Source organism: Nocardia sp. NPDC059229 (assembly GCF_042754165.1).
Classification (GTDB): domain Bacteria; phylum Actinomycetota; class Actinomycetes; order Mycobacteriales; family Mycobacteriaceae; genus Nocardia.
On record NZ_JBHZAK010000002.1, the window covers coordinates 60894 to 76684 of the forward strand.

Genomic DNA, 15791 nt, shown 5'->3' on the forward strand with positions numbered 1-15791 from the left:
TCAGGACAGGCGGCTGGTGCGGTCGAGCAGCTCCGGCAGCCGATCGAACCACTCCAGCACCGCGCGCTCGTAGCGGATGCCGAAATCCAGGGTGGCCCGCTCGTAGGGCGACATGCGCTGCTCGTCGTGGCCGGACAGGTAGCCGGACAGGCGCTGCTCGTGGACGGTGCGGCCGGTCGCGACGATGCGTTCGAGCCGCTGGGGGTCGACGAACTCGCCGAAGGAGAGGGTCAGCAGCAGCGGCACCCGGATGGTCTCCGCGCCGGGATCGCGGGCGATCCATTCGGCGAAGGCCTCCCGGCCGTCCTCGGTGATCCGGTAGGGGGTGCGGTCGCGGGCGCCGGCCGCACCCTTGTCCACCAGTCCGTGCTGGTGCATGGTGGCCAGTTCGCGATAGACCTGGCTCTGGGTGATGGTCCAGAAGTCGCCGATACGGTCCTGGGCCAGCGCCACCAGATCCCACCCGGACAGTTCGCCCTGGTGGAGGAATCCGAGTAGGGACGCGGCCGTCGAGTTGAGCGGGCGTCGAGCATTGTCTTCAGGCACCGGCACTCCTTCCAGCCTACGTTCTACAGTGGAATATTAGTCTCCGTAGCGGCGCGACGTGAACACCCGGGGTCCACCGGCCGCGTCGAACACCGTGGTGGTCGACGCGCCGATGATCAACAGGGTCCGCATGTCCACCTCGGCCGGATCCAGCTCCGCCAGCGTCACCACCCGCACCGACTCGGCCGGGCCGCCCACATCGCGGCCGACCACCACCGGCGTCTGCGGCTTGCGATGCTCGAGCACGAGATCGCGCATGGCCGCCACCTGCCAGGTGCGTTGCGACGACGCCGGGTTGTACACGGCGAACGCCATATCCGCCGACGCCACCGCCGAAATCCGTTGCGCCACCGTCTCCCACGGCTTGAGCCGATCCGACAGCGAGATCATGGCGAAATCGTGCCCCAGTGGCGCGCCCATCCGGCTGGCCACCGCACTGGCCGCGGTCACGCCGGGCAGCACCCGCACCGGCACCTCCCGCCACTGCGGATCCGCCGACTCCTCGATCACCGCCGCCGCCATGGCGAACACACCCGGATCGCCGGAGGAGACGACCACGACCTTCGCGCCCTGCTTGGCCATGTCCAGAGCCATTCCGGCGCGCTCGGATTCGACCCGATTGTCACTGGCATGCCGCCGCTGCCCCGGACGCACCGGCACCCGGTTCACGTACGTGGCGTACCCGACGATGTCGGTCGCCTCGGCCAGCGCCTGCCGAACCTCCGGCGTGGTCCACACCTCCGCGCCCGGACCGAGACCCACTACCACGACCTCGCCGACCTGTCCCGATTGCGCCGGGCCGGGTTCGCCCCCGGCGAGGGCCGCTGCGGGGGAGTGGGCGGCTGCGGTCCCCGGCCGCCCGTTCGTCGCGGGGGTGATACCGGAAACCGTAGTGGCACCGGTTGTTTCGGAGGATGTGGGCGCACTGTCGGGCGTGAGCGCGATCCGCGTGGCGGGTTCGGGGCCCGGCACTATCGTGATCGCGAAGTAAGGGACGCTCGCTTCGTCGACCTCCGCGGCGCGCAGCACCCGCTGGCGGGTCGAGCTGGCGCGTTCGACGTAGTAGGCGTCGTCGAGGCGCCCGGAGTCGGAAAGAGCCTGGCGGACACCGGGGTAGGTGCGGCCGAGCTTCATGATGGCGGCCGCGTCGGTTTCGCGCAGGCGGCGGGTGAGTTCCTCGGTGGGCATGGTGCCGGGCAGCACGGTGAGGACCTGGTCGCCTTCCACCAGGGGGGTGCCCAGAGCGGCGGAGGCGGCGCTGACCGAGGTCACGCCCGGGATGATCTCGGTATCGAAGCGGTCGGCCAGGCGGCGGTGCATGTGCATGAACGAGCTGTAGAACAGCGGGTCACCGGCCGCGAGCAGGGCGACGGTGCGGCCCGCGGCGAGATGGCCGGCCAGCACCCCGGCCGCGCGCTCGTAGAACTCGTCGATCGCGCCCTGGTAGCCGCCCGGGTGATCGGTGGTCTCGGTGGTCACCGGGTAGACCAGGTGCTCCTCGAGCTGACCCGCACGCATGTAGGGGGCCGCGATGGCGCGGGAGATGCTGCGGCCGTGGCGGGCGCTGTGGAAGGCGATGACATCGGCCTCGCCGATGACCCGCGCGGCCTTGACCGTCACCAGTTCCGGATCGCCGGGTCCGAGCCCGACACCCCAGAGCTTGCTCATTCTTGTTCGCTCGCAATCGCATTGAGGGCGGCGGCGGTGATGGCGCTGCCGCCGCGCCGGCCCCGCACGGTCAGGAATTCGACACCGCCGTAGTCGGCCAGGGCCTGCTTGGATTCCGCGGCCCCGATGAACCCGACCGGAATGCCGAGCACGGCGGCGGGCCGGGGCGCGCCCGCGTCCAGCATGTCCAGCAGGTGGAACAGCGCGGTCGGCGCATTGCCGACCGCCACCACCGCACCGTCCAGCCGGTCGCTCCAGAGTTCCAGCGCCGCAGCCGATCTGGTGTTGTCCATGCGGGCCGCCAGCTCCGGCACCCGGGGATCGTCGAGCAGGCACAGCACGTCGTTGCCGGTGGGCAGCCGCTTGCGGGTCACGCCCGAGGCGACCATCTTGGCGTCGCACAGGATCGGCGCGCCGCCCTGCAGCGCGGCCCGCGCCTTGGCCACCACATCGGTGCTGAACTCGACGTCACCGGCCAGATCCACCTGCCCGCAGGCGTGGATCATGCGCACCACCACCTGCGACACATCCGCCGGGAACCTGGTCAGATCGGCCTCGGCCCGGATGGTCGCGAACGAGCGCCGATAGATCTCGGCCCCGTCTTTGAGGTAGCTGGCACGCACGTCGGACATGGAGTCCACCCTAGATTTCGCCGTCGGGGCCGCGCTGAGCGGGTCGTGCGCCGGCACCTGGCGACCGGATTCGGGCCGCCTCGCGACGGGGTTCAGCTGGCACAGTGGACCGTTCACGGCCGGGCCGGATCACGTGCGGGGCCGTTCGAGCAGCCGGGACATGACGATATTGCTGCGGGTGCGCCCGACCCGCGCGTTCTCGCGAATACGCTCGACGGTCGCCTCGATCTCGGCCATATCGGTGGCCATCACGTGCACCAGGGCATCGGCCTCACCGGCGATCGTCCACACCCCGACCACCTGCGGAATGGGTTCGAGGCTGCGGCGCAGTTCGGCGGGGGAGATGTTGTCGCGGTAGAAGACTTCGACGTACGCCTCGGTGCGCCACCCCAGCGCGGCCGGGTTCACGACCGCGGTGAAGCCGGTGATCTGCCCGCCCGCCACCATCTTGTCGACCCGCCGCTTGACCGCGGGCGCGGACAGGCCGATCTCGGAGCCGATGTCCTGGAACGAGGCGCGCGCGTGCTTGAGCAGATGCGCCAGGATCTGCCGGTCCAGCTCGTCCATGCTCGCCCCTTTCGCAATGATGCGCACGCATGGGTGGCACGCAACGAATCGCCACTAATCCGGAGATCAGCGCAACGATTCGCTATTTCGAGCGCAACGGTACGCCACCTACCTTCAGATCAGCCCAGTCCGCGCCGCTTCCGAGGGAGTCTCGTTGACGTCCGTAGCCACGCTGCCCGCCCGTGATCCCGCCGCCCGCCTGCCCGTTCCCCGCCGTTATCTCATGTGCCGTCCGGAACACTTCGACGTCACCTACGCCATCAATCCGTGGATGGACGCCTCCGACCCGGTGAACCGCGCCCTGGCCCTGGCCCAGTGGGACGGGCTGCGCGCCGCCTACGAGGCGCACGGGCATCGGGTCGAGGTCATCGAACCGATTGCCGGACTACCCGATATGGTGTTCGCCGCCAATGGCGGACTCGTCATCGGGGACCGGGCGCTCTCGGCCCGTTTCGCCAATCCCGAACGCGCACAGGAAGGTCCGGCCTTCCACGCGTGGATGGCGGCCCGCGGATTCGCCACGGTGGCCGCCGCCCGCGAAACCAATGAGGGCGAAGGCGATTTCGCCATCGCCGCCGACCGGATCCTCGCCGGGACCGGATTCCGCAGCGCCCCCGGCGCGCACGAGGAGGTGGCGGAGTTCTTCGGACTACCGGTCGTCTCGCTGGATCTGGTGGATCCGCGGTTCTATCACCTCGACACCGCGCTCATGGTGCTCGACGACACCATCGCCTACTACCCGGGCGCCTTCAGCGGGCCCAGCGCCCGGCTGCTGGCCGGCCTGTACCCGGACGCCCTCATCGCCGACGAGGAGGACGCGAATGTGCTGGGCCTCAACGGCGTCTGCGACGGCTACCACGTCTTCCTCAGCGAGAAGGCCGTCGGCCTGGGCGAGCAGCTGCGGGCCCGCGGCTACCAGCCGATCGGGATCGACCTGTCGGAGTTGCTCAAGTCCGGCGGCAGTGTGAAGTGCTGCACGCTCGAATTGCACCGGGTCAGAACGGCAGCCGGGTCCGGAACGGACTGACCGCCGGATCGTGCAGCGGGTGCGCCAGGATCAGGAAGCGCAGCAGCAGGATCGCACCGCTGATCTGCAACAGCGCCAGCGGGATCTCACCGAGGATCGCCGTGCCCGCCGACACCCACACGTCCCGGGCATCGGCGGTCACGATATCGAACCAGGCGTCCACGAGCAGCAGGATCCCGGTGCCGAAGGCGGGGAGCAGCAGCACCACCCGCCGCTGCCAGCCCAGGTAGGCGGTGGTCGCCATCATCAGCACCAGCGCGATGTCGAATCCGATCCAGGCCAGCGGCCAGTTGTGCGCGTGATACTCCGTCGGCAGCGAGAACCCCAGGTACACGATCCACGGAATCAACCCGAGACAGCCGCCGACCATGAGCGCCAACCGAACCCGCCGATGCACCCGCACCACCTCCGGCCGCGGCAGCACCCGCTCGGGCGGCAGCCGCAAACGCCCGATCAGTTCCCGCCGCTCATCGTCCGACATCGCCGCGATCTCTTCGTCGCTGAGCTCCGGCACAGCCATGACCGCCTCCCGTCTCCGATGCTCGCCGCTGCCTTGGACCCACTACCAGCATGCGCGATAACCTGCGGCGGCATGCCCAGCGGGGACTTCGTGGTAGTGCGGCCTGGGCAGCGTGCCCGCAGGGCGGTGCGAATGGCCCGGCCCGGCAGGTGCGCGCTGCCGGGGTGGCAGACGGGGTCGACCGGTGGCGCGGGCGGGCCCGGCGGGGGACAGACGCGGGTTCGTGCTCGGTGACGGCGACCTCGGCCTACGGGGACGGGACGATGCGGTAGCCGTCGGTCGTGGCGATGATGTCGGTGACCGCGCCCTTGGGGCGGCCGCAGCGGCGGTCGCAGCCGGACCAGTGCTGGCGGCCGGCGGCCACGATGTCATCGGCGTCGAGGCCTTCGCGCGCGAATTGTGGTGCGCCGGTGGGGACTACGCGGCCGGTGTCCACGGCGTCGGCGGCGTCGGCGCGGACGTCGGTGAGCGACTTGGCGCAGCCGGGGCGGCCGGCACAGGCGCTGACCAGCAGCCAGGGGGAGTTGGCGTCGAAGATCAGACCCATGGGGGCGAGGACGCGGACCACCTGCTCGGCTGTCCATTCGTCGAGATCGGTGAGGACCAGGCTGCGCCACGGGGTGAGGAACACGGGACGCTCGACGGCGGCGATGAATTCGGCGGTGCGGGCGGGCAGCGAGCCGAGGCGCACGCCGGCGCCGAGCGCGACCCTGTCGTCGTCCTGATCCAGCCAGCCGATCGGAATGTCCTGGCGCACCGGCAGCTCGAGGAGATCACCGGACGCGTCGAGGCCGGGCCGGGCGGTCAGCAGGCGATCGGTCAGTCGGGCCCGGCCGTCCGGGATCTCGTGCAACCGCCACTGGCCGTCGCGCAGCTCCAGGAAACCGTGCGCTGCGGCGAGCATGAGATCCACCGCGTCGGCAGGGGATACGCGGATACCGGAGTCCTTGCCTGCCAACAGGAGTGCGTAGGTGTTCTCGTCGAGCGCGTGCACACCGATATCCCCGCCCAGTCCGCTGACATCACCACGACCGTCGTCGAGGGTGAACAGCACCCGGCCGGGCAGGTCGGCCAGTCGCGGATGCGCCTGCAAACCTTCGTCGAGCGCCGGCACCAGGGGATGCACATCGGTCCACCCGCCGACCCGCCCGGACAGCGGCGAGGCGACGATGTTCCGCACCCGCTCGTGCGTCGCGCTGGGTAACAGGCCCGCGTCGGTCAGCCGCTCGGTGAGCGCAGCCGCATCCCGCACCTGCCGGAACTGCACATTGCCGCGGGAGGTGAGCTCGATATTGCCGTCGCTCAGATCGACGGCCGCGGCGGCCAGGGCCTGCACCTGGCCGGGGGAGAGGTGTCCGCCCGGCACCCGGATGCGAGCGAGTGGACCATCGGCCGCTTGATGCAGGCGCAGCACGCCCGGGCAGGAATCGGGATCGGTTCGCGTCATGACGCCCCCAGCCTACGGAGGACGCCGAGGTCGGGCACCTACGGGCCGGGAACGGGACGGATCAGCTTCCATAAGTATCCACATCTAGAGATATTGCGATCTGGGCATGTGTTGTGTGCCCGTCGGTCCATGACGAACCAAGAGCGGGGATCGCGAAGCCGCAGTTGGTCTTTCAGCGAGGGGATGAACGCGGTGCGGAGTAATGAACGCGGTGCGGGGCGCGCGCCCCGGACAGAAAGATTCCGGGGTGTGAGCCCCGGAATCGTGGTGGAAGGTCGGGTGGGTCAGCGCATACGGTGGGGTTCGATGGCCCTGGGGGCGCCGCGGCGGCGGGCGAAGGCGGGGGTGGTTTCCCAGGTGTCGTTCAGGAGGCTCGGGACGTTGTGGTTGTCGACGTGGTCGCGGTGAACGGTGGTGGTCATGACCGTGATGCCGAACAGCATGGTCGCGGCGCAGACGATGCCGGCGAGCATGGCCCACTCGGTGTGACCGGTGCCGGCGGCCGTGAGGGCCATGGCCAGCGTTGCGAAGGCAACCAATACGCAAAAGTATCCCGACCAGGCAGCAAAGCGGTTCCGCCTGACCCATCCTGGAGTGGTTGGCATACGGGCAGCGTACGCGGCGCCCAGTTGGTCTCGGAGGAGCTCGGAGGAGCCTTTGCCGCACTGTGATCCGGGCGCGATACCGGCCCCGCGGAGTCGGCGCGATAGCATCGGCGAGCTCGTCGAACGGAAGAATCCGGTGCAATTCCGGTGCGGTCGCGCCACTGTGACAGTCAGACCTTCCCGGCGGGCGCCGTACCGTGCTGGGCGCGTCACCCTAGGAAGGCCTGAAACCTGTGATCCTGCTGCTGTCCACCTCCGATACCGACCTGCTGAGCGCGCGTGCGAGCGGCGCCGCGTATCGGCTCGCCAATCCCGCGCGCCTGCTGCCGGCGGATCTGCCCGCCCTGCTCGACGGCGCCGAGTTGGTGATCGTGCGCATCCTCGGCGGCAAGCGCGCCTGGGAGCCGGGGCTGGAGACGGTGCGCGCCAGCGGGATTCCGCTGGTCGCCCTCGGCGGTGAGATCGCGCCGGACGCCGAGCTCATGGAGTGCTCCACCGTGCCGGGCGGCGTGGCCGCCGACGCCCACAACTACCTGGCGGCGGGCGGACCGCGAAACCTGCTGCAGCTGCACAACTTCCTGTCCGACACGGTGCTGCTCACCGGGCACGGCTTCGAGCCGCCGGTGGAGATGCCGAGCTGGGGTGCGCTGGAACGGGATTCGCGCCCGGTCGCGGCGGACGCCCCGACGGTGGCGGTGGTCTACTACCGCGCCCAGCATCTGGCCGGGAACACCGGCTACATCGACGCGCTGTGTTCGGCCATCGAGGACAAGGGCGCGCGGGCGCTGCCGGTGTACTGCGCTTCGCTGCGCACCGCGGAGCCGGAACTGCTGGCCGAACTGCGCACGGCCGACGCGCTCGTGGTGACGGTGCTGGCGGCCGGCGGCACCAAGCCCGCGACCGCGTCGGCGGGCGGCGACGACGAGGCGTGGGATGTGGGCGCGCTCGCTGATCTGAATGTGCCGATCCTGCAGGGCCTGTGCCTGACCAGTGGCCGCGAGCAGTGGGAGGCCAATGACGACGGCCTGTCTCCGCTGGATGTGGCCACGCAGGTGGCGGTGCCGGAGTTCGACGGGCGGATCATCACGGTGCCGTTCTCGTTCAAGGAGTTCGACGCCGACGGCCTGTCGACCTATGTGCCCGATCCTGAGCGCGCGGCTCGGGTGGCGGGCATCGCGGTGCGATATGCGCGGCTGCGGCACATTCCGGCGGACCGGAAGAAGGTCGCCCTGGTGCTGTCGGCGTATCCGACCAAGCATGCCCGGATCGGCAATGCGGTCGGCCTGGACACGCCGGCCAGCGCCATCCGGCTGCTCACCGAAATGCGGCTCGCCGGTTACGATCTCGGCGCGGCGGGGGAGATCCCGGGTCTGGAAGAGGCCGATGGTGACGCGCTGATCCACGCGCTCATCGCCGCGGGCGGGCAGGATCCGGACTGGCTGAGCGCCGAACAGCTGGAGGGCAACCCGATTCGCATCGGCGCGGACCTGTACACGCGGTGGTTCGAGACGCTGCCGGAGGATCTGCGCGCGGCCGTCATCGAGGCGTGGGGACCGCCGCCGGGCGAGCTCTATGTCGACCGGTCCGCGGACCCGAAGGGCGAGATCGTCATCGCCGCACTGCGTTTCGGCAATGTGGTGCTGATCGTGCAGCCGCCGCGCGGGTTCGGGGAGAACCCGGTGGCCATCTATCACGACCCGGATCTGCCACCGAGCCACCACTACCTGGCCGCCTACCGGTGGCTGGCCGCGCCCGAGGGCTTCGCCGCCGACGCCGTGGTGCACCTGGGCAAGCACGGCAATCTGGAGTGGCTGCCCGGCAAGACCCTCGGCATGTCGGCCTCGTGCGGCACCGATGCCGCCCTCGGCGACCTGCCGCTGATCTACCCGTTCCTGGTGAACGACCCGGGCGAGGGCACCCAGGCCAAGCGCCGCGCCCACGCCACCCTGGTCGACCACCTGATCCCGCCCATGGCACGCGCCGAAACCTACGGCGACATCTCGCGTCTGGAGCAGCTGCTCGACGAGCACGCCAATATCTCCGCGCTCGACCCGGCCAAGCTGCCCGCCATCCGCCAGCAGATCTGGACGCTCATGCGCGCGGCCAAGATGGACCACGATCTGGGCCTGACCGAGCGGCCGGACGAGGAATCCTTCGACGACATGCTGCTGCACGTCGACGGCTGGCTGTGCGAGATCAAGGACGTGCAGATCCGCGACGGCCTGCACATTCTCGGCCAGGCCCCGGCGGGGGAGGCCGAGGTCGACCTGGTGCTGGCCATGCTGCGCGCCCGCCAGCTGTGGGGCGGCGAGGTCAATGTCCCCGGGCTGCGAGAAGCGCTGGGGCTCAGCGAATCCGGGGACGAGGCCCGCGAACGGGTGGACGCGTTCGAGAAGCTGGCGCGCGAACTGGTGCTGACCATGCAGGAGGTCGACTGGGATGTCGACTCCGTCGACGCGGTCAGCGAGACCCTGCTGGACGGCGAGCTCGCCGATGCGGCCGGGATCACCGAGGTCCCGGCCCGCCTGACCGAGGTGCGCAAGGTGCTGGGGTTCGCGGCGACCGAGGTGGTGCCGCGGCTGCGGCAGACCGGCGTCGAGATCTCGCGAATCCTGCACGCGCTCAACGGCGGCTTCATTCCGGCCGGGCCGAGCGGATCGCCGCTGCGCGGCCTGATCAATGTGCTGCCGACCGGCCGGAACTTCTATTCGGTCGACCCCAAGGCGGTGCCGTCGCGGCTGGCCTGGGAAACCGGTCAGGCCATGGCGGATTCGCTGCTCGCACGGTACCTGGCCGACCATGGCGAGTACCCGCGCTCGGTGGGCCTGTCGGTGTGGGGCACCTCGGCCATGCGCACCTCCGGCGACGATATCGCCGAGGTGTTCGCGCTGCTGGGCGTGCGGCCGGTGTGGGACGAGGCCAGCCGCCGCGTCACCCGGCTCGAGGCCGTCTCGCTCGAGGAGCTGGGCCGGCCGCGCATCGACGTGACCGTGCGTATCAGCGGCTTCTTCCGGGACGCCTTCCCGCATGTGCTGGCGCTGCTGGACGACGCGGTGCGATTGGTCGCCGAGCTCGACGAGCCCGCCGAATCCAACTATGTCCGTGCCCACGCCCAGGCCGACCTGGCCGAGCACGGGGACGAACGCCGGGCCACCACACGGATTTTCGGGTCCAAGCCGGGCACCTACGGTGCGGGCCTGCTGCAGCTCATCGACTCCAAGAGCTGGCGCACCGACGACGATCTGGCGCAGGTGTACACGGCCTGGGGCGGTTTCGCCTACGGCCGTGACCTGGACGGCGCGCCCGCCGCGGACGACATGCGCACGGCGTATCGGCGAATCGCGGTGGCGGCCAAGAACACCGACACCCGCGAGCACGACATCGCCGACTCCGACGACTATTTCCAGTACCACGGCGGCATGGTCGCGGCGGTGCGCGCGCTGACCGGCAAGAATCCCGAGGCTTACATCGGCGACAGTACCCGCCCGGACGCGGTGCGCACCCGCACCCTGTCCGAGGAGACCACCCGGGTGTTCCGGGCGCGCGTGGTGAATCCGCGCTGGCTCGAGGCCATGCGCCGGCACGGGTACAAGGGCGCGTTCGAAATGGCCGCCACCGTCGACTATCTGTTCGGCTATGACGCCACCACGAATGTGGTCGCCGACTGGATGTACGAAAAGCTCGCGGAATCCTATGTTTTCGACGAGACCAATCGGAAGTTCATGGAGCGGTCGAATCCCTGGGCGCTGCACGGTATTGCGGAGCGCCTGCTGGAGGCGGCGGAGCGGAAACTCTGGGAACAGCCCGAAAGTGACACCCTGGATCGGCTGCGGCAGATCTATCTGGAAACCGAAGGCGAACTGGAGTAATCGAATTCGATTCGACCGGTCTGTTCGATCGGTCGCGGCATGCCGGGGTGACGCGCAGGACAAGGGCGGACAACCCCGGCACCTCGGTCTTCCCTGCCCTCCAGCCTGAGGGGATCATGAGAATCGTCCCGGTGTCGCGTTCGGGGCGGACTTCGTACTCGTCACCAGGCACCGGGTCACCCGGTGACGTGCCAAAGGCGTTGCCGGGTCAGATAATTCGATGTGGGAATTTCCCCGATTCGCCGCGCCCTCGCGTATGCGAAGTCGCGTTGCAGTGTTCCGGCGCATCCCATGGATGCGTCTGCTCGGCCCTGCGGTGAATCGGCTCTTCGATCGCAGGGAACCATCATGAGAATTGCCAGAATTGCCGCTACCGCTTTGCTTTCCGTCGCCGCCCTGTGCATCGCCACGGTGACCGCGCACGGTGAACCCGCCGTCGCCGCCCCCGGAATCAGCGGCGCCGACCGAGGTGTCGATTACTCCATCGCGCTGGCCCAGGACCGCAGCGCGGTCACCACCACGCTCACCGCGGGCCACTTCGAGCTCACCGACGGCACGGTGAACATCGTCGCGCCCACCGGGGAGACCATCGCCGCACTGCCGCTGGTCTATCGGACCGCCGACCGCACCCTCGACGTAATACCCGAGGTGAATGTGGCCGGGACCGAATTGACGGTGCGGCCGTCGGATCCGGCCGATATCGCCGTACCGAACGCGGATGTCGCGGCTCTGCAGAATGTGGCGAGCGCCGGGTCGATCGTGGCCGGGGCACTCATCGGCTGCGTGGTCGGCGCGGTGATCGGGGTGTGGTTCTTCCTGATCGGCGCCATTGTCGGCTGCGGTGTCGGCGGACTCCTCGGCGCGATCATCGCCGGGGATCAACCGTAGCTCGAACCCGGGGCGGAAACACGCACGGCCGCCGGACCGGGTGAGCCGGTCCGGCGGCCGTGCCGTGCGCGAATACCGTTACGCCGGAACGATTTCGATGCCGATGGTGCCCGCACTGCCGCGACGCAGCTTGCTCAGGGTGATGCCCAGCCAGCCCTGAATGCCGTAGCGGCGCTTGATGAGATCGCGCACCCGCTCGGTGCCGGCCGCGTCGAGCACGGTCGCGCTGCCCTTCACGATCTCGCCGCGGGTCTTGCCGCGCAGATCGCACGCCTGCACCGTGACCTCGGGATTGCGGCGGACGCGCTTGACCTTCCAGCTGTCGGTGACGGTCCAGACATAGAGGCGGCCGTTGTCGAGCGCAGCCCACACCGGCGTGCCGACCGGCGTGCCGTCCTTCTTGTAGGTGACGAGATTGACGTAGTTCGCGGTGCCCACGGGCCCGAACGGGTTGTCCACCTCCGCAGCCTATCCGGAACCGGCGGGCGACGCGGATCACGCGCCGCGTCGTGGGCGGGGATCCCGGCCGGGTCCGTCCGTGGGTCGCGAACCGACCGGCGAGGCTGACCCGTTCGGCGCCTAGTGCGCGGAGACGGCTTCGCGGGCGGCGTCTCGCGCCGCCGCGAAGTCTGCGACCAGGTCGGCGAACGTCGCGGCATGCGTGAGCGGCAGATAGTGGCCCGCGCCCGGCACAATCAGGAGCCGGCCGTTCGCGCAGGCACGCACGAAACGCTGTTCGCCCAGACGGAAGTGGTCGTGACCGCCGTTGATCAGGCGCACCGGCCCGCGGTAGGTCGCCAGCGCGGCAACCGGATCGAAACCGGTCACGGCGGCGAGCACATCCGGAATCACCTCGGTGGCGATGCCGCCGCGAGCGATCGCCGCGGCCACCCGGGGCGGCACCGCACGGTCGAAGACCTTCTCGCTGAGGGCCTGTCCGCCGTCGGGCCGGGACGACAGGACGCGATGCATGAGCCGGAACGGGGTCGCCAGCGCGGGCCCGGGGACCAGGGTGGCGCCCGCGAGCATCACGCCCGCTACCTGGTCCGGATGGGCTGCCGCGGCCGCGATGGTGGTGAGGCCGCCCAAGGAATGACCGACGACCAGTGCGGATCCGCCGAGTCGATCGAGACCCGCGCGCACGGCCTCGACCGCCCCGGGCAGCGTGAAGCGCTCACCGCTGCGGGTGCCGTGGCCGGGTAGATCGATCGCCAGGACCGGGCGCTGCGGGGTGAGATGCTCGGCCACCTCCACCCAGCAGGTGCTGCTCAGCCGAATGCCGTGGACCAGCAGGACCGGCGTTCTCGTCATGACTACCTCCCGAATCGAAATGCAACGCTGCGTTGCGTTTCCATGAAAGCAGCGCAGGAAACACAACGCAACGTTGTGTTGTATTTTGGGGGAGTGACGACACCGGGACGGCGATCGGCGGGCAGGCCGCGACAGGCCGAGGCGATTTTCGGGGCGACCCTGGACCTGCTGGCGGCCAAGGGTTATGACGGGCTGACCATGGAGGCGGTGGCCGAACGGTCGGGGGTGAACAAGACGACGCTGTACCGGTGGTGGCCGGCCAAGGACGCGCTTCTGGCCGCGGCGCTCATCGACTCCGACGTACTGGCCTTCCCGGTGCCGGACACCGGCAGCCTGCGGGGCGATCTGCTGGCCCTCGCGCAGGCGATCGCGGGGCTGCTGACCGCGGAGGCGACCGCACCCATCGCGATCGCCGTGCTGGCGGCCGCCCCGGCGCGCCCGCACCTGGCGGCCGTCGGGGCATCGTTCTTCGCCGACCGGCTCGGCCGCGAGCAGCCGGTGTTCCGGCGCGCGATGGCCCGGGGTGAACTGGCCGCGACCTGCGATCCGGCGGCGATCATGGACCTGCTCGCCGGCGCGATCTGGTTCCGGCTGCTGCTGCGCGGCGAGCCTCTGACGCCCGAATATCTCAGCGGCGCAGTCGATCTGGTGATGGAAGGCCTGCCCGCGGCCGGCCGGGCGGGCTAGGCGGGATTCGCCCCGACCATCCGCAGCGCGAGCGCCGCGTAGTCGGCGCCGATCTCCTCGGGGGAACGGCGATAGTCCTTCTGGTACCAGCGAGCGGTGTCCACACACAGCGACATCAGCGCCAGCGTGACGGCATTGGTGTCGGAGACGTCGAAGACGCCGTCGGCGAGGCCCTGGCTCACGAGATCGCGGACCAGGCGGTGAATGGCGACCTGGAGGTCGACGACCTCGGAGCGGTGCTCGGGGGTCAGGTCGGTCATGTGGTGCAGGACCACGCGCACCGAGGCGGCGTGCTCGGCATGCCAGACGGTCAGATCGCGCACCACGGCGCTGAGATGGTCGGCGGCGCTGCCGGAACCGGCGGACGCGGCCACCGCGACCTGATGGGTCAGGCGCATGGACGACAGCGAGATGCGATAGAGCACTTCCTCTTTGGAGCCGAAGTGCACATACAGGCCCGCGGGGCTCAGCCCGGCGCGAGCGGCGATGTCGCGGGTGGTGGTGGCATGGAAGCCGCGTTCGGCGAAGGCGTCGATGGCGGCCAGGAAGATCCGGCGCTGGCCCTCGGGGAAGCGGCGCTGGGTGAGCTCCAGATGCGCCACCGCGGCGGTGTCACGAGAGCCGTCGGCGGCGGTGTCGCGGATGCCGTCCCCGGTGATCGGCGCGATGTCGTCGTTACCCATCGAATGAGTATCTCCCAGAGAGTGTTTCACCCGATCACCGGCCGGGCGCGAGAGGCGCCCGGCCGGTGGGGAGCGCCGGGCCCGCGATGACGGGGCGGACCCGGTGCGGGCTCGGGTCAGCTCGTCGGCTTTGGGGCGGGCGGGGTGAAGGGGGCGTTGATGGTGGTGAAGTACTGCACCGCGGCGGCGAAGACCAGGTGGTCGGCAAACCGAGACCGGATTGCCGGCGCGGGTGACGTGGCTCCGGTCACATGTAGACTAAGCGGACGCTTAGTCCGGCGAGGCGTTAGCTGGATCACAACGACGTGGTCGAGCGCACAACGCACAGCCCGCGGTCGTGGAAGGGATCTATGTCGACCGGCAGACGGACAGCTGTGATGGGCGGCGTCCTTGTGGCCCCGAGACCGTGACGCCGGGATCCGCCGGGCATCCGCGTAGCCCGGACGTCGATCCCCGTCACGCGGCCGGGCGCGGAAACCCGACGTGCCGTCCGGGTTTCCGCGCCCAGGCCGGACCGGTCACGCCACGCGGGTGAGGACCTGCGGGCCCCCGTCGGTGATGGCGATCGTGTGCTCGGAGTGCGCGGTGCGCGAACCGTCGGCCGAGCGCAGGGTCCAGCCGTCCGGATCGGTGACGATGCGGTCGGTGCCGCGCGCGAACCAGGGCTCGATGGCGAGGGTGAGGCCGGGGCGCAGCCGGAAGCCGCGCCCGGCGCGGCCGTCGTTGGGTACGTGGGGGTCCTCGTGCATGGTGCGGCCCAGGCCGTGACCGCCGAATTCGGTGTTGATCGGGTAGCCGCCGGCGCGGGCGACCTGTGCGATGGCCGCGGACAGGTCGCCGATGGTGTTGCCGGGCCGCGCCGCCGCGATGGCCGCGTCGAGGGCCTGCTCGGTGGCGCGGACCAGGCGCGCGTCCTCCGGATCGGGGGTGCCGACGATGGTGGTGACCGCGGAGTCGGCGACCCAGCCGTCGATGCTCACCGCCAGATCCATGCTCAGCACGTCGCCGTCGCGCAGCGTGTAGTCGAACGGAAGTCCGTGCAACACAGCATCGTTGACCGAGAGGCAGACGGTGTTGCGGAACGGACCGCGACCGAACGAAGGGGAGTAGTCCCAGTAGCAGGAGACCGCGCCGCGCTCGCGGATACGGTCGCGCACCACGGCCTCCAGTTCCAGCAGATTCACCCCGATCTGCGCCTTCTCCCGCAGTTCGCTGAGCACTCCGGCCACGAACTGCCCGGTCACCCGCATGCGTTCGATCTCGGCCGGGCTCTTGAGCTCCACCATGACAACCTCCTCGTTTCGGTATTTTTATACCGACCATAGCGGGTTGCGGTATTTA

15 protein-coding genes are annotated in these 15791 nt (G+C 69.9%); 4 read left to right on the forward strand and 11 right to left on the reverse strand.

Annotated features, from left to right (window positions below; translation table 11 throughout):
- From ACFXHE_RS06615 to ACFXHE_RS06630, 4 genes are all read right to left on the reverse strand, one after another.
- A complete protein-coding gene (locus tag ACFXHE_RS06615; RefSeq protein ID WP_379380563.1) occupies positions 1–546 on the reverse strand; it encodes a PadR family transcriptional regulator in 546 nt (181 codons plus the stop codon).
- A gap of 36 nt (positions 547–582) precedes the next feature.
- Positions 583–2214 carry a precorrin-3B C(17)-methyltransferase gene (gene cobJ / locus ACFXHE_RS06620; protein ID WP_379380565.1) on the reverse strand — a complete coding sequence of 544 codons (1632 nt, stop codon included), beginning with the start codon at positions 2212–2214 and terminating at the stop codon, positions 583–585.
- The gene (locus ACFXHE_RS06625; protein WP_379380567.1) at positions 2211–2846 is read right to left on the reverse strand and encodes a precorrin-8X methylmutase; all 636 of its coding nucleotides are present in this window, start codon (positions 2844–2846) and stop codon (positions 2211–2213) included. The genes cobJ and ACFXHE_RS06625 overlap by 4 nt, the downstream gene beginning before the upstream one ends.
- Before the next feature lie 129 nt (positions 2847–2975).
- Positions 2976–3413, reverse strand: a complete 438-nt coding sequence (locus ACFXHE_RS06630; RefSeq protein WP_379380569.1) for an Lrp/AsnC family transcriptional regulator — start codon at positions 3411–3413, stop codon at positions 2976–2978.
- Between the two features lie 154 nt (positions 3414–3567).
- On the opposite strand from ACFXHE_RS06630, the gene ddaH reads away from it, so the two are divergent.
- Positions 3568–4440, forward strand: a complete 873-nt coding sequence (ddaH, locus tag ACFXHE_RS06635) for a dimethylargininase (protein ID WP_379380570.1) — start codon at positions 3568–3570, stop codon at positions 4438–4440.
- Here the strand turns inward: ddaH and ACFXHE_RS06640 are convergent.
- The 3 genes from ACFXHE_RS06640 to ACFXHE_RS06650 form a co-directional block, all read right to left on the reverse strand.
- Positions 4409–4960: a hypothetical protein gene (locus ACFXHE_RS06640; RefSeq protein ID WP_379380572.1), complete on the reverse strand. Its 552-nt coding sequence runs from the start codon at positions 4958–4960 to the stop codon at positions 4409–4411. The genes ddaH and ACFXHE_RS06640 overlap by 32 nt on opposite strands.
- Positions 4961–5207: 247 nt before the next feature.
- Complete coding sequence (cobG, locus tag ACFXHE_RS06645; protein WP_379380574.1) at positions 5208–6407, reverse strand: precorrin-3B synthase; 1200 nt, start codon at positions 6405–6407, stop codon at positions 5208–5210.
- A gap of 284 nt (positions 6408–6691) precedes the next feature.
- Positions 6692–6946 carry a hypothetical protein gene (locus ACFXHE_RS06650; RefSeq protein ID WP_379380576.1) on the reverse strand — a complete coding sequence of 85 codons (255 nt, stop codon included), beginning with the start codon at positions 6944–6946 and terminating at the stop codon, positions 6692–6694.
- A 299-nt stretch (positions 6947–7245) separates the two neighbouring features.
- On the opposite strand from ACFXHE_RS06650, the gene cobN reads away from it, so the two are divergent.
- Complete coding sequence (gene cobN, locus ACFXHE_RS06655; RefSeq protein WP_379380578.1) at positions 7246–10881, forward strand: cobaltochelatase subunit CobN; 3636 nt, start codon at positions 7246–7248, stop codon at positions 10879–10881.
- 348 nt (positions 10882–11229) lie between these two features.
- A complete protein-coding gene (locus tag ACFXHE_RS06660) occupies positions 11230–11769 on the forward strand; it encodes a hypothetical protein (RefSeq protein ID WP_379380580.1) in 540 nt (179 codons plus the stop codon).
- Between the two features lie 78 nt (positions 11770–11847).
- On the opposite strand, the gene ACFXHE_RS06665 is transcribed toward ACFXHE_RS06660, so the two are convergent.
- Positions 11848–12228: a PPOX class F420-dependent oxidoreductase gene (locus ACFXHE_RS06665; RefSeq protein ID WP_379380582.1), complete on the reverse strand. Its 381-nt coding sequence runs from the start codon at positions 12226–12228 to the stop codon at positions 11848–11850.
- Positions 12229–12348: 120 nt separating this feature from the next.
- Entirely contained in the window at positions 12349–13080 is a 732-nt protein-coding gene (locus ACFXHE_RS06670; RefSeq protein WP_379380584.1) for an alpha/beta fold hydrolase, read from the reverse strand.
- 93 nt (positions 13081–13173) lie between these two features.
- Between ACFXHE_RS06670 and ACFXHE_RS06675 the strand changes: the two genes are divergently transcribed.
- Positions 13174–13767, forward strand: coding sequence for a TetR/AcrR family transcriptional regulator (locus tag ACFXHE_RS06675; protein WP_379380586.1), 594 nt, complete (start codon positions 13174–13176; stop codon positions 13765–13767).
- On the opposite strand, the gene ACFXHE_RS06680 is transcribed toward ACFXHE_RS06675, so the two are convergent.
- Both ACFXHE_RS06680 and map read right to left on the reverse strand, forming a co-directional pair.
- Positions 13764–14450, reverse strand: a complete 687-nt coding sequence (locus ACFXHE_RS06680; RefSeq protein ID WP_379380588.1) for a TetR/AcrR family transcriptional regulator — start codon at positions 14448–14450, stop codon at positions 13764–13766. The two genes, ACFXHE_RS06675 and ACFXHE_RS06680, sit on opposite strands and share 4 nt — an antisense overlap.
- Before the next feature lie 518 nt (positions 14451–14968).
- Positions 14969–15736 carry a type I methionyl aminopeptidase gene (gene map / locus ACFXHE_RS06685; RefSeq protein ID WP_379380590.1) on the reverse strand — a complete coding sequence of 256 codons (768 nt, stop codon included), beginning with the start codon at positions 15734–15736 and terminating at the stop codon, positions 14969–14971.
- Between the last annotated feature and the right edge of the window lie 55 nt (positions 15737–15791).

Bases quoted from the DNA above. Each gene is read 5' to 3' on its own strand.
- ACFXHE_RS06640 (WP_379380572.1), bottom strand. From the start codon at position 4,960: ATGGCTGTGCCGGAGCTCAGCGACGAAGAGATCGCGGCGATGTCGGAC.
- ACFXHE_RS06660 (WP_379380580.1), top strand. From the start codon at position 11,230: ATGAGAATTGCCAGAATTGCCGCTACCGCTTTGCTTTCCGTCGCCGCC.
- map (WP_379380590.1), bottom strand. From the start codon at position 15,736: ATGGTGGAGCTCAAGAGCCCGGCCGAGATCGAACGCATGCGGGTGACC.
- ACFXHE_RS06680 (WP_379380588.1), bottom strand. From the start codon at position 14,450: ATGGGTAACGACGACATCGCGCCGATCACCGGGGACGGCATCCGCGAC.
- cobG (WP_379380574.1), bottom strand. From the start codon at position 6,407: ATGACGCGAACCGATCCCGATTCCTGCCCGGGCGTGCTGCGCCTGCAT.
- ACFXHE_RS06630 (WP_379380569.1), bottom strand. From the start codon at position 3,413: ATGGACGAGCTGGACCGGCAGATCCTGGCGCATCTGCTCAAGCACGCG.
- cobJ (WP_379380565.1), bottom strand. From the start codon at position 2,214: ATGAGCAAGCTCTGGGGTGTCGGGCTCGGACCCGGCGATCCGGAACTG.
- ACFXHE_RS06670 (WP_379380584.1), bottom strand. From the start codon at position 13,080: ATGACGAGAACGCCGGTCCTGCTGGTCCACGGCATTCGGCTGAGCAGC.
- ACFXHE_RS06625 (WP_379380567.1), bottom strand. From the start codon at position 2,846: ATGTCCGACGTGCGTGCCAGCTACCTCAAAGACGGGGCCGAGATCTAT.